The sequence below is a fragment of the Streptomyces sp. NPDC059582 genome (assembly GCF_042735715.1).
Lineage (GTDB): Bacteria > Actinomycetota > Actinomycetes > Streptomycetales > Streptomycetaceae > Streptomyces.
Window position 1 is genome coordinate 79,636 of the sequence record NZ_JBHWCC010000003.1, and the last position, 16,674, is coordinate 96,309.

The window sequence follows — 16,674 nt, forward strand, 5'->3', positions numbered from 1 at the left end:
CTGATCCACCCGGGATTACGGGACAGCCCTTAGGGCGGGTTTCGGGGCCGGCACGACACGAAGGGGCCGGGTGCGCGACGCGCACCCGGCCCCCGCCGTACCGGTCAGACCAGTTCGCGGGCATCCTCGCGGCCCGGGACGGACGGCTCCGCCGCGGTGGTCCGGTCACCGTGGCCCGGCCACCAGGCCGCGCGGCCGATCAGCGCGGTCAGGCTCGGCGTGAAGAACATCGCCATGACGAACGCGGCGACGACGATGCCGAAGGAGACGGCGAAGCCCATCTCGCTCAGGAGCGAGTTGCCCGCGAGCATCATCGTGGCGAAGGTCGCGGCCAGGATGAACCCGGCGGCGGCCACGGTCGGGCCCGCGTGCCGCAGGGCCTCGCCCGCCGCCTCGCGTGGCTCGCGGCCCTCGCGGGCCTCCTCGCGCAGTCGGGCGATCATCAGGATGTTGTAGTCGGTGCCGATGGCGATCACGAAGAGGTACATGATCACCGGCAGCAGGAACATCAGGCCGGAGTGCCCCTCGCCCTTCTGGAAGATCAGCACCGTGGCGCCGAGGGTGGCGCCGAAGCCGAGGCCGACCGAGGCCATCAGGTACCAGGGGGCGACCACGCTGCGCAGCAGCAGACCCAGGATGATCATGATCAGTACCGCGGCGACCGGGAAGACCGTCTTGTAGTCGTGTTCGACGGCGGTGTTGATGTCCTTGTAGATCGCGGAGGTGCCGCCGACCACCGCCCTGGTGCCGGACGGCGCGTTCGCGTGCGCGGTGTCCCTCACCTTGCCGACCGCGCTGATCGCCTCGTCCTTGGCCGCGTCGTACTTGAGGGTGACGGCGATGTTGGCGGTCTCGCCGTCCTTGCTGAGCGCGGCCAGCCGGGAGTCGGCGACGCCGTCGACCCCCTTGAGCTCGGCCACGAACGCGGGCAGCGCGCCCTCGTCCAGGGGCTTGCCGTCGCTGCTGGTGACATAGACCTGGGTCGGGTCGGCGGCACCGGCCGAGTACGCCGCCTGCATCCGGGTCTGGACGACCATCGACTCCTTGGTCTTGGGCATGGAGCCCGCGGCGAGGTCGAAGGTGGCCTTGAAGCCGAGCGCGCCCAGCGCCAGCGCGACCATCAGTACCCCGGACACCGCCGCGACCAGTGCGGGACGCCGCCGCACCAGGTGGCCGAGCGCCGCGAACCGGGCGTTCTCCGGTTCCTTCTGCCACGACTTGGACGGCCAGAAGACCTTCGGACCGATCAGCGAGACCACCGCCGGGATCAGCGTGAGGCCCGCGATCAGGGTGGCACCGACCGCGATGGCCAGCGCCGGCCCCATCTGCCTCAGGAAGCCGAGGGAGGACAGGACCAGGGCGAGGAACGCGATGATCACGGCGCCGGCGGCGGAGGCGATGGCCTCGCCGACCCGGCCGACCGCGTTGATCATCGCTTCCTTGGGCTCGTCCCCGGCGCGCAGCCGTTCCCGGTAGCGGAACATCAGGAACAGGAAGTAGTCCGTACCGACGCCGAACAGCACCACGATCAGCATCGCCGAGATCGAACTGTTGGCCTGGAGGCCGAAGAGCTTGGTCGCGTAGGCGATCAGCCCGTTGGCGACCGCGGAGACCAGGCCGATCAGCACCAGCGGCAGCACCGCCAGGATCGGCGCCCGGAAGATGATCAGCAGCGTGACCAGGATGATCACGAAGGTGCCGATACCGACCAGCGCGTTACCGCGCTCGGAGGATTCCTGCTGGTCCAGGGCCTGCGCGGCGGAGCCGCCGACCTTCACGTCCAGCCGGGTGCCGGCGGACAGTTCCTTGGCGTCCTCGCGCAGCGTCTTCGCCGCGTCGGCCTGCTTGGGCTGGCCGGCGTTCCGGCTGTCCATCTGGACCAGTGCCAGGTCGTACTTGCCGTCCTTCGACGGGGTTCCGGGGACGACCTTCTGCACCTCGTCGATGCCCTTGGCGCCCAGCCCGTCGGTGACGCGCTGCACGTCCTTCAGATCCGCGGGCGTCAGCTTCTGGCCGTCGGTACGGCTGTAGAGCACGATCGCGGACGGGGTGAAGGCACTGGGGAACGCCTTCGACTGGAGTTCCAGGGCCTGGATGGACTCGTAGCTCTTGGGCAGGAAGCTGCTCTGGTCGCTGTTGGAGGGAAGGCCCGGTGCCGTGGCGACGATCGCGAAGGCGGCGATGACCCACGCCACGATCGTCCAGATCGGATGGCGGACGACTGCACGTCCTATGCCGTGAAACATGCGGTGTTGTCTCTCTTCGCGGGGGGCTGGCGGGGAGATGTGGTGTGGCCGGGTGCCGGACCAGGGTGAGCAAAGAGCCCGGCGTGCGTCGAGCCCTCCACCGTGGCGCGTGTACGAGATCACCCGAGGTCGGGAGACGGGCTCTGAGCGCTGGTGGTGCTGTTGATCGGCGAGCGCGACCAACGTAGCCGATCGGGGGCGCTACCGGCGCGTCAATTGAGCGCGCTCCATTGGTCGTTGCCGATCCGGGAGCTGGAGAGGCGCAGGTCACGCGGTGTCTAGGCCGGTACTCAGACCTTGGCGCGGCGCACGTCGATGTTGCCCCAGCGGGTGCGGGCGCGGACCTCGACGGTGTCCTCCGTCCGCTCCGGGGGTGCGGTGTCGGCCAGTGTGTTGCGCACCTGCCCGCGCTCGGAGCTGACGTCGAGCCAGGCGGCGGTGCCCTCGCGGACACCGACCTCGATGGCGCCGTAGGACGTCTCCAACTGGACTGTTCCGCGGGCGACTTCGCCCACGCGCAGGGCACCGTGGGCGGTGGTGGCGGCCACCGAGCTCTCGGCGCGCGCGATGTCGATGTCGCCGTTGGCGCCGCTCACCCGCACCTCGCCGGTCGCGGCGCCGACGGTCGTGGCGCCGTGCGAGTTCTTCAGGACGGCCGCGCCGTCGACGGTTCCGACGCGCAGGCTGCCGGAGCTGGTGGTGATCTCGGCCGTGCCCACGACCCGGTCGACGGTGATCGAGCCGTGGGCGGCGGTCAGGCTCAGCGGCCCGGTCGTGTCCAGGCGGACATCGCCGGACGAGGTCTTCACCCGGACCTCGCCGAGCCGGCCCTCGCCGAGCACCTGGACCCAGGAGCCGGTCATGTCGACGCGCGAGCCCGTGGGCAGGTCGACCGTGACGTCGACGGCTCCGCCGGGTCCGACGAGATGGCGCTGCTTCGTCCTGACGGTCAGGACGCCACCCGCGTAGGTGACCTCGGTCTGCTCGGCGGCCCGCACGTCCTTGTCCCGCTCGGGGTCGCGGGGCCGCACCTCGACCACCGTGTCTAGGCGGTCGCCCGCGGTGAACTGGATGGAACCGGCGTCCACATGGGCCGTGGCCGAGATCGGTTCCGGGGTGTCGAAAGAAGGCATGGCTGTACCGTCCTCATGGGTCCTTGGGCCGTCCCCGCTGGTGGGACGTGGTGAGGGTGACGTGGGGCGGGCGCGGCTAGCGCACCCAGCCCGTGAAGCTCTGTCCTAGGGTGCGGGCCCTCTCCGCCGTACGCGGCGTGCCGCCGCCGTCGACCGCGGCCGACACGGCTCGCACCAGCCACGCGTTGACCGACAGGCCCTCGCGGCTCGCCGCCTCCTCGGCGCGGGCCTTGAGGTGGGCCGGCAGACGTAGGTTGACGCGGGCGGTGCCGCCCTCGTCGCCGTCGGCGGGTGCCTGCGCCTTGACCGGTTCGACGGGCGGGACGCCCGCTTCCACGAGACCGCCGGCGGGCGGCGGCGTCACCACGAAGTCGGGGTCGAGCCCGCGCAGCCGTACGTCGACCGAGCCGGGGGCGAGTTCGCGGGTGATCTCGTCCATCGCGGCGGAGAGCACGTTCAGCATGGTCAGACGGGTCGCCGACTCCAGAGGAGCGGTGAGCCGTTCGGCCAGCCTGCGGGCATCCTCACCGCCGGCTTCGGCGGCCACCGCGAGCTCACGGCGGAGGGTGTCGACATACGGGGCAAGGTCCATGACGCCATGGTGGCACCATTGTGGCGTCACACGCAAGTCATCAGGCGACAGAGGGTGGCGCAGTATGGCACCACGCAGTACCACCTGACGCCGCGCGGGCGCCGTCCGTGCGAAGTCGCGCGGGCGCCGTCCGCGCGACCGGCCGCACGCTGCGGACAAAGGGGCGGCGGCTCGGCGGGGGGGGCGGGCGATGTCAGGAGTAGACGAGCGGGCAGCCGCGGCGCAGGGAGTGCTGGGCGGCGCGCAGGTACAGCGCCACGTAGTAGGACGTGGCCAGGTCCTCGCTCCACGGGCCCGGTCGGGTGGTGGCCAGCTCCTTCGCCGGGCCGTCCAGGAACCAGAGGGTCAGTTCGAGGTTGTCGCACCTCTCCGGTATCGCGTCGACCGGCAGTTCGAGGGCCACCGCCAGCCGCTCCGCGAGGGCCAGGACCTGCGGGGCTCCGGCGACCAGCGTCTCGTCCGCGTAGGCGGAGCCGACGGACAGCCGGACGTCGTCCTCCAGCGAGAACGGCACCAGCACCGACCAGCCCGCCAGGGTCTCCCCCTCGTCCCGCGCCAGGTGCGCCTCGCACAGCGCGCCGAACCCGGCCATGGAGGGACTCAGTTTCTCCTCGAACCGAAGTCCGGCGCCCGGCACGAAGTCCGACTCCTCGGGGAGGGACGCGTACGGCGGCAGCCCGCGCCGTCTCAGCTCCTCGTTCAGCGCCGAGGCGGTCTCCCCGTACTCGCCCTCCTCCGCGCCGAACCACTCCTCGGCACCGACACTCACCAGGTAAAGGCCCATGACGGCAACGTACAGCGCGCCACTGACAGTCCCCCGGGGCACGCGACCGGGCAGACGGTCGGTCGCGAGGGAGCGAGGCCGGGCGAGCGTGCGGACGGGCGGTCCCGTGCTCACTTCAGCAACCCCTTGTCCTTCAGATAGGTGCGCGCCACGTCCGCGGGCAGCCTGCGCCAGCTGTCCACCTGCTCGTTCAGGGATGCCAGGTCCCGTGTGGTGAGGACGTCGTTGAGCCGGCCGAGCGCGCGCGTGACCTTGGCGTCGCCCGCCCGGGCGCGGTTGACCACGGGGACGACGTAGTCCGCGTTCTGGAGGTGCTTGTCGTCGGCGAGGAGCACCAGACCGAAGTCGTCGAGCGTGGCGTCGGTCGTCGTGGTCAGCAGCATCTGGTCCCGGCCGCTCTGCACGGCCAGCTTCGCCTGGGTCGTGCCGACGCCCTTGGGGTCGACGGCGACGACGTCGATGCCGTACGTCCTCTTCAGCCCGGGTGCGCAGTAGGGCCGTTGGACGCATTCGTCGCCCGCCGCGAGCCGGACCTGCAGACCGGAGGCGCCGAGGTCGCCGAGGGTCTTGAGGTGGTGCCGCCGCGCGTAGGCGGCGGTGACGGCGAACGCGTTCTGGTCGACGGCCTTCCCCGGGGCCAGGACGGTGAGCCCGCGGGGCGTGGCCAGCGCCCGCAGGGCCTTCATCGTGGCGCCGAGGTCGGGCGAGCCCACCGGGCGGGCGTCGGGGCCGTGGGTCTTGGCGTTGAGCCAGTCGGCGAAGGTCGCCGCGTACTCGGGTACGACGTCGATCTGGCCGGATTCCAGGGCGGGTTCGTACAGCTCGCGGTTGGCGACGGTGAGCATCGACGTCTTGTATCCGGCCTGGTCCAGCAGCAGGGCGTACATCTGGGCGAGCAGGTCGCTCTCGGTGAATCCCGCCGAGCCGATGGTCAGGTCGTGGCTGTCGCCGGGCGGTGCGGTGACCGCGCCGCGGTGCTCCAGGGACGGGCCGGTGGTGCAGCCCGCCGCCCCGAGCAGGAGCAGCAGCAGCGCGGCTGCCGGGGCCGTACGGTCTCTCACCGCGTGCCTCTGCTCCAGGCCGGCGCCATCCGTTCGGCGACCTCGAAGACCGCCTCGACGACCAGCGCGAACACGGCGACGAGCGCGGCGCCCGCGACCACCTGGGGGGTGCTGGCGAGGTTGAAGCCCGCCGTGATGATCCGGCCGAGCCCTCCGCCGCCGGCCAGCGCCGCGATGGTGGCGGTGGCGACCAGCTGGACGGCGGCGATGCGCACCCCGTTCATGATCATCGGGCGGGCGAGCGGCAGCTCCACCCGGAACAGCAGCTGCGGGCCCGTCATCCCCATCCCGCGGGCCGCCCCGACGACGCCCCGGTCCACCTCGCGCATCCCGACGTAGGCGTTGGTGAGCAGGGGCGGTACGGCGAACAGCACCAGCGCGACGACCGTGGGGCCCTCGCCCCAGGTACCGATCGGCGTGAGCAGCAGCAGGACGAGGACGGCGAAGGTGGGCACCGCGCGGCCGACGTTGGAGATGTTGACGGCGAGCGCGCCACCTTTGCCGAGGTGGCCGAGGACGAGGGCGACCGGCAGGGCGATCAGACAGCTGATCACCAGGCAGACGATGGTGAGGGCGAGGTGCTGGAGCAGCCGGTGCCAGATGCCGTCGGCGCCCGACCAGTGCGCGGGGTCGGTGAGCCAGTCCCAGACGTCGGTCAGGGTCGTCATCCGCGGGCCGTTCTGGTCCACGGGGTGATGAGCCACTGCGCGCCGAGCAGGAGCAGGTCGGCGAGGACCGCGATCACCACGCACAGCACGGACGCGGTCAGCACCTGTGCCTTGAAGTACGTGTTCATGCCGGCGTAGATGAGATTGCCGAGGCCGCCGTGGCCGACGATCGCGCCCACGGTCACCAGCGAGACCGCCGAGACGGTGGCGATGCGCAGCCCGGCCATCGAGGCGGGCAGGGCGAGCGGCAGTTCGACGGTGAGCAGGAGGCGGACAGGGCCGTAGCCCAGGCCTCGCGCGGCCTGCCGGGTCTCCTCGGGGACGGCCCGCAGCCCCGCGAGGATGTTGCGGACCAGCAGGGTGAGGGAGTACAGGACCAGTCCGGCGACGACGAGGGTCGCCGAGAGTCCGTAGAGGGGTAGCAGCAGCGAGAACATGGCCAGGGACGGGATCGTGTAGAGGACCGTCGTCACGCCCAGCACGGGTCCGGCGGCCCAGCCCCAGCGGCGGGCCAGGACAGCGAGCGGTACGGCGACGGCAAGCCCGATGACCACCGACACGGCGGTCAGCCGCAGGTGCTGGAGCACCGCGTCGAGGAGGATCTCGCCGCGGCTGGAGAGGTACGCGCCACAGATCCACTCGTTGCGCGCGAGGCAGTCGTCCGGGGGCGCGGTCACGCGTCCATTGCACCGGCCGGCGCACGGGGTCGGCTCGTTGTGGTGACCCGTACGGGCGGCGGTCGCCGCCTGGCCGAGGGGGTCCGGCGGGGCGCGTGCGCTACTTCACGCCCGCCGCGTCCAGCAGCGTCCCGACGGTCGCCGTCATGAGCCCGTCCAGGGTCTCGATGCCGGCGCCGGAGCGGGCGCTCGCGCCGTCGAAGAGCAGCATGAGCTGCCGGGCCAGCAGCTCCGGGTCGCGGGCGCCGCCCCGCTCGGCCTGCTCGCGGAAGGCGCCTTCGGCGCGCTCCTTCATGGCGCGGGCGACCGCGCTCGCCGGATGCGCCGGGTCCTTCAGCTCGACCAGCACGGCCAGATAGGGGCACCCCTGGTAGTCGGGTGCGACGGAGGCCAGCTCCAGGCGGCGGAACGCGTACAGGATGCGCTCGCGCGGGGTGGTGGCCTCTTCGGGGCCGGGCGCGAACAGCGCCTCGTACCGCGTGCTGCGGCGCTCCAGGCTGGCCGCCAGCACCTCTTCCTTGCTGTCGAAGAGCTGGTACATCGACCGCTTGGAGACCCCGGCCGTCCGGCACAGCGCCTCCACGCCGATGGAGACACCGTCGCGGTAGAAGAGATCGGCCGCCGCGTCGAGGAGCCGGTCCCTGGTGGAGGGCTTGTCGGTCGTGGTCATACGTCGAGGTTACCGCGCCGCCGGCACCGAGAAAACCGATCGGTATTCTGTCGACCGCACGCCGCGCCCGTGCCGCTCGGACGCCGGTGTCTGCGCCGCTCCGACGCCGTGCCTCCGCTGGTCGGACGCCGTGCGCCTGCCCGCCGGTCCGTGGCCCGCCGCCCGTCCGTCCGTCGTGGTGTGACCAAAGGACGGATGACAGCGGCACTGAACAAGCGCTTAGATAGTGACCCAGAGGCTCGCTCACGACCACCGGAGGCCCCCGTTGTTCACATCCGTCGACGATGTCTCCGCCCGCCTGGCCGAGACCGGCTACCTCGCCTCCCCCGCCGTGGCGACCACCGTCTTCCTCGCCGATCGCCTCGGCAAGCCGCTCCTGGTGGAGGGCCCCGCTGGTGTCGGCAAGACCGAGCTCGCCAAGGCCGTGGCCCAGGTGGCCGAGGCCCGCCTCGTACGCCTCCAGTGCTACGAGGGCGTCGACGAGTCGCGGGCGCTGTACGAGTGGAACCACGCCAAGCAGCTGCTGCGCATCAGCGCCGGGCGGGACGAGACGTGGGACGAGACGCGCACGGACGTCTTCAGCGAGGAGTTCCTGCTCCCGCGCCCACTGCTGACCGCCATCCGCGGCGACGAGCCGACGGTCCTGCTGATCGACGAGACCGACAAGGCCGACATCGAGGTGGAGGGCCTGCTGCTCGAGGTGCTCAGCGACTTCCAGATCACCGTCCCTGAGCTCGGGACCATCACGGCCACCCGCCGCCCGTTCGTCGTGCTCACCTCCAACGCCGGTCGCGAACTGTCCGAGGCGCTGCGCCGGCGCTGCCTGTTCCTGCACATCGACTTCCCCGACGAGGAGCTGGAGCGGCGGATCGTACGACTGAAGGTCCCCGAGCTCGGCGAGGCACTCACGGAGTCGGTGGTGCGGGTGGTCGGCGCGCTGCGCGCGATGGACCTGCGCAAGGTCCCGTCGGTCGCCGAGACCATCGACTGGGCGCGGACCCTGCTCGCGCTCGGCGCCGACACCCTCGACGAGAAGGTCGTACGCGACAGCCTGGGGGTGCTCCTCAAGCACCAGGACGACGTCCTCAAGGCGGCCGCCAAGCTCGACCTGGACGCCGTATGACCGACACCGCGGATGTGGTGACGCGGCTGACGGGGTTCGTCGCCGCGCTGCGCGCGCACGGTCTGCGCATCGGCACCGGTGAGACGGTGGACGCGGCACAGGCGGTCGCGGCACTGGGCCTGGCGGACCGGGAGCTGCTGCGGGAGGGGCTGGCCGCGACGCTGCTGCACGGCACGGGGCAACGGCGCGTGTTCGACCCGGTCTTCGACCTGTACTTCCCGAGGAGCGTCGGGGCGCCCGACACGGGCCCCGCGAACCGGGAGGACCTGCGCGACCGGCTCGCCGCGGCTCTCGCCGCCGACGACGTGACGCTGCTCGGACGGCTGGCGGCCGAGGCGGTCGACGGCTTCGGCGGCTACGGGAGTCCGGGGTCGGACGGCTGGTCGTCGTTCCAGGCCCTCGAGCGGCTCCGTCCGCAGACGCTGCTGGCGCGCGTCCGCGACAGCCTGCGCGCGCAGGACGGTGGTTCCGGGTTCGCCGACCGGCTGCTGGACGACGAGATCCGGCGGCGGATCGAGGCGTTCCGCGGGCAGGTGGCGGTGGAGGCGCGGCGCCGGGTCGCCGAGCGGCGCGGCCGGGACGAGATCGCCCGGCGGGCGGTGGCCCCGACCGCCGACCGCGTCGACTTCCTGTACGCCGGGAAGGACCGGGTGGCCGAACTGCGCCGGACCGTGCAGCCGCTGGCCCGCAAGCTGGCCACTCGGCTGGCCGCCCGTCGCCGCCGTGCCGCCCGCGGCACCATCGATCTGCGGCGCACACTGCGCGGTTCGCTGTCCACGGGCGGCGTGCCGATGCGGCCGGTGCTGCGCCGCCGTCGGCCGGTCCGCCCCGAACTGGTACTCCTGTGCGATGTGTCGGGCTCGGTGTCCGGCTTCTCGGACTTCACGATGCTGCTGGTGCAGGCGCTGCACGAGCAGTTCAGCAAGGTGCGGGTGTTCGCCTTCGTCAACCGGATCGACGAGGTGACCGGGCTGCTCGTGCGCGGCGCGGCCGACGCCGAGGGCCTGAGCTCGCGGATCCGCGCGGAGGCGACGCTGACCGGCTGGCACGGCAGCAGCGACTACGGCGTCGCGCTGGGTGAGTTCGCGGAGCGCTACGAGGCCGCGGTCGGCCCGCGCACGACCGTGTTCGTGCTCGGTGACGCCCGTACGAACATGAGCGACCCGAACCTGCCGGCCGTACGGCGGATCGCCGCACGGGCCCGCCGCCTCTACTGGCTCAACCCCGAGCCCCGGGGCCAGTGGGGCACCGGTGACTCGGCCGCGCCCTCCTACGCCGAGCTGGTCGAGATGCACGAGTGCCGCAACGTCCGGCAGTTGGGCGCGCTGGTGGGGCGGCTGCTGCCGGTCTGAGCCGGGGTGCGCCCCGGTGGCGTCGCGTCGGTGGGCGCACCCGGCCCGGGTTCGTCAGGCCGGGTTCCCGCACAGTGCGGCGAAGCGCTCGGCGTCGATGTTGCCGCCGGAGACGATCACGCCGACGCGGGGCGGCAGCGGGCCGGCGTGACCCGCGAGCAGGGCGGCCAGCGGGGTGGCGCCGCTCGGCTCGACGACGGTCTTGAGCCGCTCGAACGCGAACCGCATCGCGCCCTTGATCTCGTCGTCGGAGACCAGGACGATGTCGTCGACGAGCCGGCGGTTGACGGAGAACGTCAGCTCGCCGGGGGTGTGCAGGGCCTGGCCGTCGGCGATGGTGCGCGGCACCGGGACGGTGACCCGGTGGCCCGCCGCCAGCGAGCGCCTGGTGTCGTCGCCGGTCTCCGGTTCGACGCCGGTCACCCGGATGCCCGGGCGCAGCCCCTTGGCCGCGGTCGCACTGCCCGCGATCAGCCCGCCGCCGCCGACCGGCGCGATCAGGAGATCCAGCTCGCCCACCTCTTCGAGGAGTTCCAGGGCCGCGGTGCCCTGTCCCGCCATGACGTGCGGGTGCTCGTAGGGCGGGATGAGCGCGAGGCCCCGCTCGGCGGCCAGTGCCTCGGCGATGGCGACCCGGTCGCCGGTGTAACGGTCGTAGGTGACGATCTCGGCGCCGTAGGCGGCGGTGGCTTCGCGCTTGGAACGCGGGGCGTCCTCGGGCATGACGATGACGGCGGTGGTGCCCAGTTCCCGGGCGGCCAGGGCGACCGCCTGCGCGTGGTTGCCGGAGGAGTAGGCGGCGATGCCCCGGGCGAGCTGCTCGGGAGTGAGCCGGGAGGCCGCGTTGTAGGCACCGCGGAACTTGAAGGCGCCGACGCGCTGGAAGTTCTCGCACTTGAGGAACACCTCGGCGCCGACCCGGCCGTCGAGGGTCCGGGAGCGCAGCACCGGTGTGCGGTGGGCGACGCCCTTGAGCCGGGCTGCCGCGTCGAGGACGTCGTCGAGACTGATCGGCAGGGGTGGGGTGGTCACGGCTGTGCTCCCTCGTCGGTCCGGTCGGTGGCGGGCGCGGTCGTGCCGGCTCTCGCCTGGGAGAGGTAGGTGTAGGCGGAGGCCCGGGAGATGCCGAGCCGGGCGGCGACCTGCTCGACGGCGCGCCGCACCGCGAAGACACCGCGTTCGTCCAGGCTGCGGAACAGCTCCAGGCGCCGCGGGCGGTCCAGCGCGGCCCACGGCTGGTGCCGGCGGAGCTGGTGCGCGTCGAGGATGGCGTCGACGACCGAGTCGATGTCGTTGCCGTAGGTGGTGACGGGCGGTTCGACGGCGGCGTCCCCGAGGCCGGCCAGCGCGCCCAGCAGGGCGTGGGCCTGGCCGACGGCGGTCACGTCCACGTTGACGCAGAGCGCGCCGAACACCGTGCCCGTGGAGTCGCGCAGCACCATCGTGGACGCCTTGACGAGGTTGCCGGAGGCCGTGCGGGTCAGGTAGTTGAGCTCGTCCGTCGCGTCGTCGCCGCGGGCCAGGACCCGCATCCCGATCTCGCTCATGGCCCCGCCCACCGCGCGTCCGGTGACCGCGCCGGCGACGGCGACCACCGACTGCTCCGGGCGCCGGTAGTCGTGCAGCACCACCTCGCACACCGGCCCGAACGTCGCCACCATCCCGTCGAGGACGGGGGTCAGCGCCCCGAGGATCGCATCCCGCTCCCGCTCACGGTCCTGTTGCCGGTCCAGGGCCTGGTCGGCCACTTCGAACCCCTCCCCTGGAATCTCCGCGCCCTCTGGAATCTCCGTCCATACTCTGTACGAAAAATCTAACCAGAGGTCGTACGGAATCGGCAAGACGGACTTGCGGACCTCGTGGTCAGGAGGCGGGCCGGTCGCCCTTCTCGGTCCGGCGGATCGCGGAGCGCAGGGCGAGCGCCACCGCCAGCTCGACCAGGCCGAGCAGGACGAGCCACAGGCCGAGCAGCCGGGTCAGGGCGACCGCGGAAGCGGTGGGCAGGGCGAGCACCACGATGCCCGCGGCCACCCCGAGCGCGCCGGCGCCGGCCAGGACACCGCGGTGCGGCAGCGCCTTGACGGCGATCGCCGTGTAGAGGGTGAGCATGCCGGACACCAGCCAGGTCACGCCGACGATCAGGGAGAGCGCCGCGATCGTCTGCAACGGATGACGCAGACACAGCACACCGGCCAGTACGAACAGCACCGCGAGCAGGACCCGGGTGAGCCGATCGCCGTGACTCTCCCGGGCGAAGGCCGCCACGAACCGGAAGACGCCGGTGAGCAGCAGGTACAGGCCGATGATGACGGCCAGGACGTGCAGGGTCTCGTCGGGCCAGACCAGGATCAGGATGCCGGGCACCAGGGTGACGAGCGCCGACCCCAGCGCCCAGAGCCAGGACGAGCCCAGCGCGGCGAGCACCTGCGCGGGGTCGTCCCCAGGGTCCGGGACACGGTCCAGGCCCGGGCGCGCTCCTGCGGAGGTCTGCTCCGGGTCGGCCGGTGTGCCCGGTGCTCCCGGTGCGGTCGGACGAGGCGGTACGGTCATGGCTCCTCCTCGCAGGCCGGCCACCGGCCATCGGCCGACGACCACCTGTCGGGCGTACCCCCGACACGACGGTCCGGCAGACCACTCGCCCCTCCCCCGCACCACCACCCACCAGGATCACCCGAACCGGATGCCCCCGCCACACCGCCCGCGAGGAGCCGCGCGTGCCGGCACGTCGAGGCGTGAGTGCGGAGGGCGCGAAGGCGTGAGGGCGTCAGGGTGTGAGTGCGGAGGGCGCGAAGGCGTGAGGGCGTCAGGGCGTGAGTGCGCCAGTGCGTCAGTGCCACTTTCAGCGCGACGATCAGCAGCCCGATCACGAGGTTGACCGCGCCCGAGAGGGCGGCCATGCGCCAGGAAGCGCGGGCGTGCCGGGCGGCGGCCGTCGACCAGCCCACCAGCCCGGCCACCGCGACGGTCATGGCCAGCCAGAGCGTGCCTTCCAGACCCAGGCCGAACAGCGGGCTGACGACCACGGCGGCCGCGGGCGGCACCGCCGCCTTGACGATCGTCCACTCCTCGCGGCACACGTGCACGACGGTGCCCCGGTTCAGTGGCTGCCGGGCCAGCCGGGCGCCGAACAACTGTGCGTGCACATGCGTGATCCAGAAGACCACGCCGGTGCCCAGGAGCAGCAGCGTCAGTTCGAACCGCGGGAGCGGGCCGAGCGTGCCGACGCCCGCGACCACGGAGGCGGCGAGCAGTGATCCGTAGACGCCTCCCGTGTAGTCGGCCTGGGCCCGGCGCCGCGCTCGGCGTGCCCCGCGCGTCTCCGGGACCTCGGCCCCCGTGCCGGCCCTGGTCCTGACCATGGTGTCCCTCCGGATGCTCGGGAAGCCGGGCCGGTCCACGGGGTCGTCGCCCGGCCGGCCGGGCGACGCGCGGTCGCGAGGAAGCCGACAAGGGTGGCATGACCCGCCTGACGCCAGGATCGCCGTGTTCCGGCCGTTCCGCCGCACCACGGCGTACGACCCGGTGACGGCGTCGGGCGGGCCGCGCTCCGTCCGGCCCGGTGTACGAAATCCCGCACACCGGCCAGGACGCGGCCGAACCCCGTGACTCCGGGACCCGGCGGCGCCACTCGTGGCAGGCTTCGCAGACGGGGCGGGAGGGAGAGCGGGAGAGAGACGAGGGAGGCGACCGGTCAGGTCATGTCCGGATTTCGTGCGCGGCCATTGGACGACACCACCTGGGCGGACTTCGCCGCCCTGGTCGAGCGGCACAACGGCGTGTGGGGCGGCTGCTGGTGCATGTCGTTCCACGCCGAGGGGGTGGGGCGCGGCAGGACCGCCGCGCAGAACCGGTCGGACAAGGAACGCCGGGTCCAGGAGGGCCGGGCGCACGCCGCGCTCGTCTACGACGGGACGGACTGCGTGGGCTGGTGCCAGTTCGGGCCCACCGGCGAACTGCCCCGGATCAAGCACCGGCGTGCCTACCTGAAGGGGGTGCACGCCGTGCCGGACTGGCGGATCACCTGCTTCTTCGTCGCCCGCGGGCACCGGCGCGCCGGGGTCGCCGCCGTCGCCCTGGAGGGCGCGCTGGGCGAGATCGCGCGGCTCGGCGGCGGCACCGTGGAGAGCTATCCGGAGGACGTCGAGGGCCGTACCGTCTCCGCGTCGTTCCTGCACAACGGCACGGTGTCCCTGTTCGAGAGCCACGGGTTCCGGCGGACCCGACGCCTCGGCAAGCATCACTGGGTGGTCGTCAGAACCGTTTCCTGACCGGACGGACCCGCGCGAAAGCCGAAGCGAGAACCGTGCGAGAACCGTGCAAAGTCCGGCGGAGAAGCCGCACGGCAGCCGCGCGGCTTGCCCAACGAGGGTGCGTCCGTGCGGTTGCCTCGGTCGGGCAGCCACTCCCGGTGCCGCACGCTCCGGGAGCCGCTGCCCGCCTCGGGCCCCGGTCAGCTGGTCGCGCCCACCACTCCTGTCCTGGATCCGGTCGTCGCCCACGAAGCCGCCGCGTCGAGGCCGTCCCGGATGTCGGCGTCCACGTCGCGCATCAGGTCGGCGACCCGCTTCGGCTGCGAGACGGCGACGGGGCCGGCCGGACAGGGGCGGACGTCTGCGATCCTGACCCATGTGCCGATCGCCCCCGTGCCCGTCAGCCCCGACGCCCCCATCCCGGTCCACCCGCCACTGCTCACCCAGCAGTGGCTCGACCTCACCTTCGTCCACTGGGCCGTCGAACCGGGCGCCGTGGCGCGGCTGTTGCCCGCCGGCACCTTTCCCGACACGCACCACGGGACGACGTACGTCGGACTCGTCGCCTTCCGGATGCACCGGGTCGGCTGGTTCCGGCTGCCGGGCGTGCCGTACCTGGGAAGCTTTCCGGAGACCAATGTGCGCCTCTACTCGGTGGACGGGCACGGGCGGCGCGGTGTCGTCTTCCGGTCGATGGACGCCTCCCGGCTCATTCCGGTGGTGATGGGACGCGCCGCCTTCCGGCTGCCGTACGTGTGGTCCCGGATGACGGTCCGGGCCGAGGGGCGCACCGTCGCCTACACGAGTTCCCGCCGCTGGCCCGGGCCACGCGGCGCTCGCAGCCGGTTGACGGTGCGCGTCGGTGAACGCATCGAGGAACCGACCGAGTTGGAGCATTTCCTCACCGCCCGCTGGGGCATGCACAACGCGTTCCTGCGGGGTGAGGCCGAGTCGTCGGCCTATCTGCCCAACGACCACCCGCGCTGGCCCCTGCACCGCGCCGAGCTGCTCACGTGCGAGGAGAACCTCGTGGCGGCCGCCGGCCTCCCGGCGCCCAGCGACGCACCGGTCAGCGTCCTGTACTCCCCCGGCGTCCCGGTGCGCCTCGGCCGCCCGACCCGCCCGGCGGGCATTCCCACACCCTGACGGCGAACGCGCGAGGGAGAACCGGGCGCGGGTCATCCCGCCCGCGTCCGGCGGTCAGGACGGCGCGTCGTCGCAGCCGGGTGAGCCGGACCGCACTGCAGCCGGGCCCGCCCGGGTACGGCGGTCTCCCGGGCAGCGGGCGGCCACACCCGGACAGGTCTGCTCGGACAGCAGGGACGGCCGACGGCACGGCACACTGCCGGGCGAGCTCGACATGCGGCGGGAGCCATCGGCATGTGGCGGAGGCCACGGCGCCCTCGGGGCCGACGTGATGTCGCCGCCGGGGATCCGGGGCCAGCGTGTCCGGTCCACGCTTGTCGGCACGTCGTACAGCTCGGATGCCCTGAGCTCGCAGACCTCTCCCCGCTCATCGCGGCGACCACCCGATGGGTGACGTTCTCCTACCCCGCCGGCGGCGGGGCGCTGGACTCCGCGCTCTGTCAGGCCCAGGCCCGACAGGCGGTCACGGTCGCCGCCTGGCTGCGATATCCGACGCCGATGGACGCGGCGCCGGTCACGGTCGCGGGGCCCGGCGGGTCGGCGCGGCTCGACTGGGCAACGGGCGCCGACGCGGCGGCCCACGCGAGCGGGCCCGACGAGCCGGGCGCCTGGCGCACTTGGGTCGACGAGGTCGTCGCGAGCTGGGCGGCGTGCCTGCTCACCGATCGCGAGCTGGCCGACCGGGCGGTGGCCGCGCCGGCGGACGGCGTCCACACCACCGGGCCACCGGTCGACTTCCGGCGTCTGGTCGCACCCGAGTGCGCGACCTGCGCGGCCGCGCCGCGGCGCCACCCGGATCTCCTCGCCCCGGTCGCCGCGCTGCACGCTCCGGGCTTGCCGACCGCCTCGCCCCTGGACCGGCACAGGCCGCCAGATCCCGCGAGCCCCCGGCCGAACCGGCGAACCGGCGAACCGACGAACCGACGAACGGGCGAACGGGCGAACGGGCGAACGGGCGAACGGGCGAACGGA

General features: G+C 72.8%; 15 protein-coding genes and 2 pseudogenes. 5 read left to right on the forward strand and 12 right to left on the reverse strand.

Features of this window, described 5'->3' with window-relative positions; translation table 11 throughout:
* Positions 1-104: 104 nt before the first annotated feature.
* The 8 genes from ACFV0T_RS03970 to ACFV0T_RS04005 all read right to left on the reverse strand — a co-directional run bounded on the left by ACFV0T_RS03970 (position 105) and on the right by ACFV0T_RS04005 (position 7,831).
* Positions 105-2,246, reverse strand: a complete 2,142-nt coding sequence (locus ACFV0T_RS03970) for an MMPL family transporter (RefSeq protein WP_385774139.1) — start codon at positions 2,244-2,246, stop codon at positions 105-107.
* Between the two features lie 290 nt (positions 2,247-2,536).
* Positions 2,537-3,379: a DUF4097 domain-containing protein gene (locus tag ACFV0T_RS03975; RefSeq protein WP_385774141.1), complete on the reverse strand. Its 843-nt coding sequence runs from the start codon at positions 3,377-3,379 to the stop codon at positions 2,537-2,539.
* A gap of 76 nt (positions 3,380-3,455) precedes the next feature.
* Positions 3,456-3,971: a toxin-antitoxin system HicB family antitoxin gene (locus ACFV0T_RS03980; RefSeq protein ID WP_385774142.1), complete on the reverse strand. Its 516-nt coding sequence runs from the start codon at positions 3,969-3,971 to the stop codon at positions 3,456-3,458.
* 193 nt (positions 3,972-4,164) lie between these two features.
* On the reverse strand, positions 4,165-4,755 hold the full coding sequence (locus tag ACFV0T_RS03985; protein WP_385774144.1) for a hypothetical protein: 591 nt from the start codon (positions 4,753-4,755) through the stop codon (positions 4,165-4,167).
* A gap of 110 nt (positions 4,756-4,865) precedes the next feature.
* Positions 4,866-5,816: an ABC transporter substrate-binding protein gene (locus ACFV0T_RS03990; RefSeq protein WP_385774146.1), complete on the reverse strand. Its 951-nt coding sequence runs from the start codon at positions 5,814-5,816 to the stop codon at positions 4,866-4,868.
* Positions 5,813-6,484, reverse strand: a complete 672-nt coding sequence (locus tag ACFV0T_RS03995; protein ID WP_385774148.1) for an ABC transporter permease — start codon at positions 6,482-6,484, stop codon at positions 5,813-5,815. The genes ACFV0T_RS03990 and ACFV0T_RS03995 overlap by 4 nt, the downstream gene beginning before the upstream one ends.
* Positions 6,481-7,161 carry an ABC transporter permease gene (locus ACFV0T_RS04000; RefSeq protein ID WP_385774150.1) on the reverse strand — a complete coding sequence of 227 codons (681 nt, stop codon included), beginning with the start codon at positions 7,159-7,161 and terminating at the stop codon, positions 6,481-6,483. Before ACFV0T_RS04000 ends, ACFV0T_RS03995 begins: the two co-directional genes overlap by 4 nt.
* A gap of 100 nt (positions 7,162-7,261) precedes the next feature.
* Positions 7,262-7,831, reverse strand: a complete 570-nt coding sequence (locus tag ACFV0T_RS04005) for a TetR/AcrR family transcriptional regulator (protein WP_385774152.1) — start codon at positions 7,829-7,831, stop codon at positions 7,262-7,264.
* 265 nt (positions 7,832-8,096) lie between these two features.
* Between ACFV0T_RS04005 and ACFV0T_RS04010 the strand changes: the two genes are divergently transcribed.
* Together ACFV0T_RS04010 and ACFV0T_RS04015 are read left to right on the forward strand one after the other, a co-directional pair.
* Positions 8,097-8,954 (forward strand): AAA family ATPase, encoded by an 858-nt coding sequence (locus ACFV0T_RS04010; protein ID WP_385774154.1) that lies wholly within the window; start codon positions 8,097-8,099, stop codon positions 8,952-8,954.
* The gene (locus ACFV0T_RS04015) at positions 8,951-10,306 is read left to right on the forward strand and encodes a VWA domain-containing protein (RefSeq protein ID WP_385774156.1); all 1,356 of its coding nucleotides are present in this window, start codon (positions 8,951-8,953) and stop codon (positions 10,304-10,306) included. Before ACFV0T_RS04010 ends, ACFV0T_RS04015 begins: the two co-directional genes overlap by 4 nt.
* A gap of 54 nt (positions 10,307-10,360) precedes the next feature.
* Here ACFV0T_RS04015 and ACFV0T_RS04020 read toward each other — a convergent pair whose 3' ends face one another.
* The 4 genes and pseudogenes from ACFV0T_RS04020 to ACFV0T_RS04035 form a co-directional block, all read right to left on the reverse strand.
* Positions 10,361-11,338, reverse strand: a complete 978-nt coding sequence (locus ACFV0T_RS04020) for a pyridoxal-phosphate dependent enzyme (RefSeq protein WP_385774158.1) — start codon at positions 11,336-11,338, stop codon at positions 10,361-10,363.
* On the reverse strand, positions 11,335-12,054 hold the full coding sequence (locus ACFV0T_RS04025; RefSeq protein WP_385774160.1) for a transcriptional regulator: 720 nt from the start codon (positions 12,052-12,054) through the stop codon (positions 11,335-11,337). Before ACFV0T_RS04025 ends, ACFV0T_RS04020 begins: the two co-directional genes overlap by 4 nt.
* A gap of 115 nt (positions 12,055-12,169) precedes the next feature.
* Positions 12,170-12,856: an HdeD family acid-resistance protein gene (locus ACFV0T_RS04030; protein WP_385774162.1), complete on the reverse strand. Its 687-nt coding sequence runs from the start codon at positions 12,854-12,856 to the stop codon at positions 12,170-12,172.
* A 272-nt stretch (positions 12,857-13,128) separates the two neighbouring features.
* Positions 13,129-13,665: pseudogene (locus tag ACFV0T_RS04035) on the reverse strand (hypothetical protein); the annotation flags it as partial.
* A gap of 339 nt (positions 13,666-14,004) precedes the next feature.
* Here ACFV0T_RS04035 and ACFV0T_RS04040 point away from each other — a divergent pair.
* The 3 genes and pseudogenes from ACFV0T_RS04040 to ACFV0T_RS04050 all read left to right on the forward strand — a co-directional run.
* Positions 14,005-14,574, forward strand: coding sequence for a GNAT family N-acetyltransferase (locus ACFV0T_RS04040; RefSeq protein ID WP_385774164.1), 570 nt, complete (start codon positions 14,005-14,007; stop codon positions 14,572-14,574).
* Between the two features lie 366 nt (positions 14,575-14,940).
* Entirely contained in the window at positions 14,941-15,702 is a 762-nt protein-coding gene (locus ACFV0T_RS04045) for a YqjF family protein (RefSeq protein ID WP_385774525.1), read from the forward strand.
* A gap of 234 nt (positions 15,703-15,936) precedes the next feature.
* Positions 15,937-16,574, forward strand: a pseudogene (locus ACFV0T_RS04050) (hypothetical protein); the annotation flags it as partial.
* Positions 16,575-16,674: the final 100 nt, after the last annotated feature.

What these genes read in the sequence shown, in the direction of transcription:
- ACFV0T_RS04030 (WP_385774162.1), bottom strand. Translation starts at nt 12,856, where the DNA reads ATGACCGTACCGCCTCGTCCGACCGCACCGGGAGCACCGGGCACACCG.
- ACFV0T_RS03985 (WP_385774144.1), bottom strand. Translation starts at nt 4,755, where the DNA reads ATGGGCCTTTACCTGGTGAGTGTCGGTGCCGAGGAGTGGTTCGGCGCG.
- ACFV0T_RS03995 (WP_385774148.1), bottom strand. Translation starts at nt 6,484, where the DNA reads ATGACGACCCTGACCGACGTCTGGGACTGGCTCACCGACCCCGCGCAC.
- ACFV0T_RS04005 (WP_385774152.1), bottom strand. Translation starts at nt 7,831, where the DNA reads ATGACCACGACCGACAAGCCCTCCACCAGGGACCGGCTCCTCGACGCG.
- ACFV0T_RS04015 (WP_385774156.1), top strand. Translation starts at nt 8,951, where the DNA reads ATGACCGACACCGCGGATGTGGTGACGCGGCTGACGGGGTTCGTCGCC.
- ACFV0T_RS04040 (WP_385774164.1), top strand. Translation starts at nt 14,005, where the DNA reads ATGTCCGGATTTCGTGCGCGGCCATTGGACGACACCACCTGGGCGGAC.
- ACFV0T_RS03980 (WP_385774142.1), bottom strand. Translation starts at nt 3,971, where the DNA reads ATGGACCTTGCCCCGTATGTCGACACCCTCCGCCGTGAGCTCGCGGTG.
- ACFV0T_RS03970 (WP_385774139.1), bottom strand. Translation starts at nt 2,246, where the DNA reads ATGTTTCACGGCATAGGACGTGCAGTCGTCCGCCATCCGATCTGGACG.
- ACFV0T_RS03975 (WP_385774141.1), bottom strand. Translation starts at nt 3,379, where the DNA reads ATGCCTTCTTTCGACACCCCGGAACCGATCTCGGCCACGGCCCATGTG.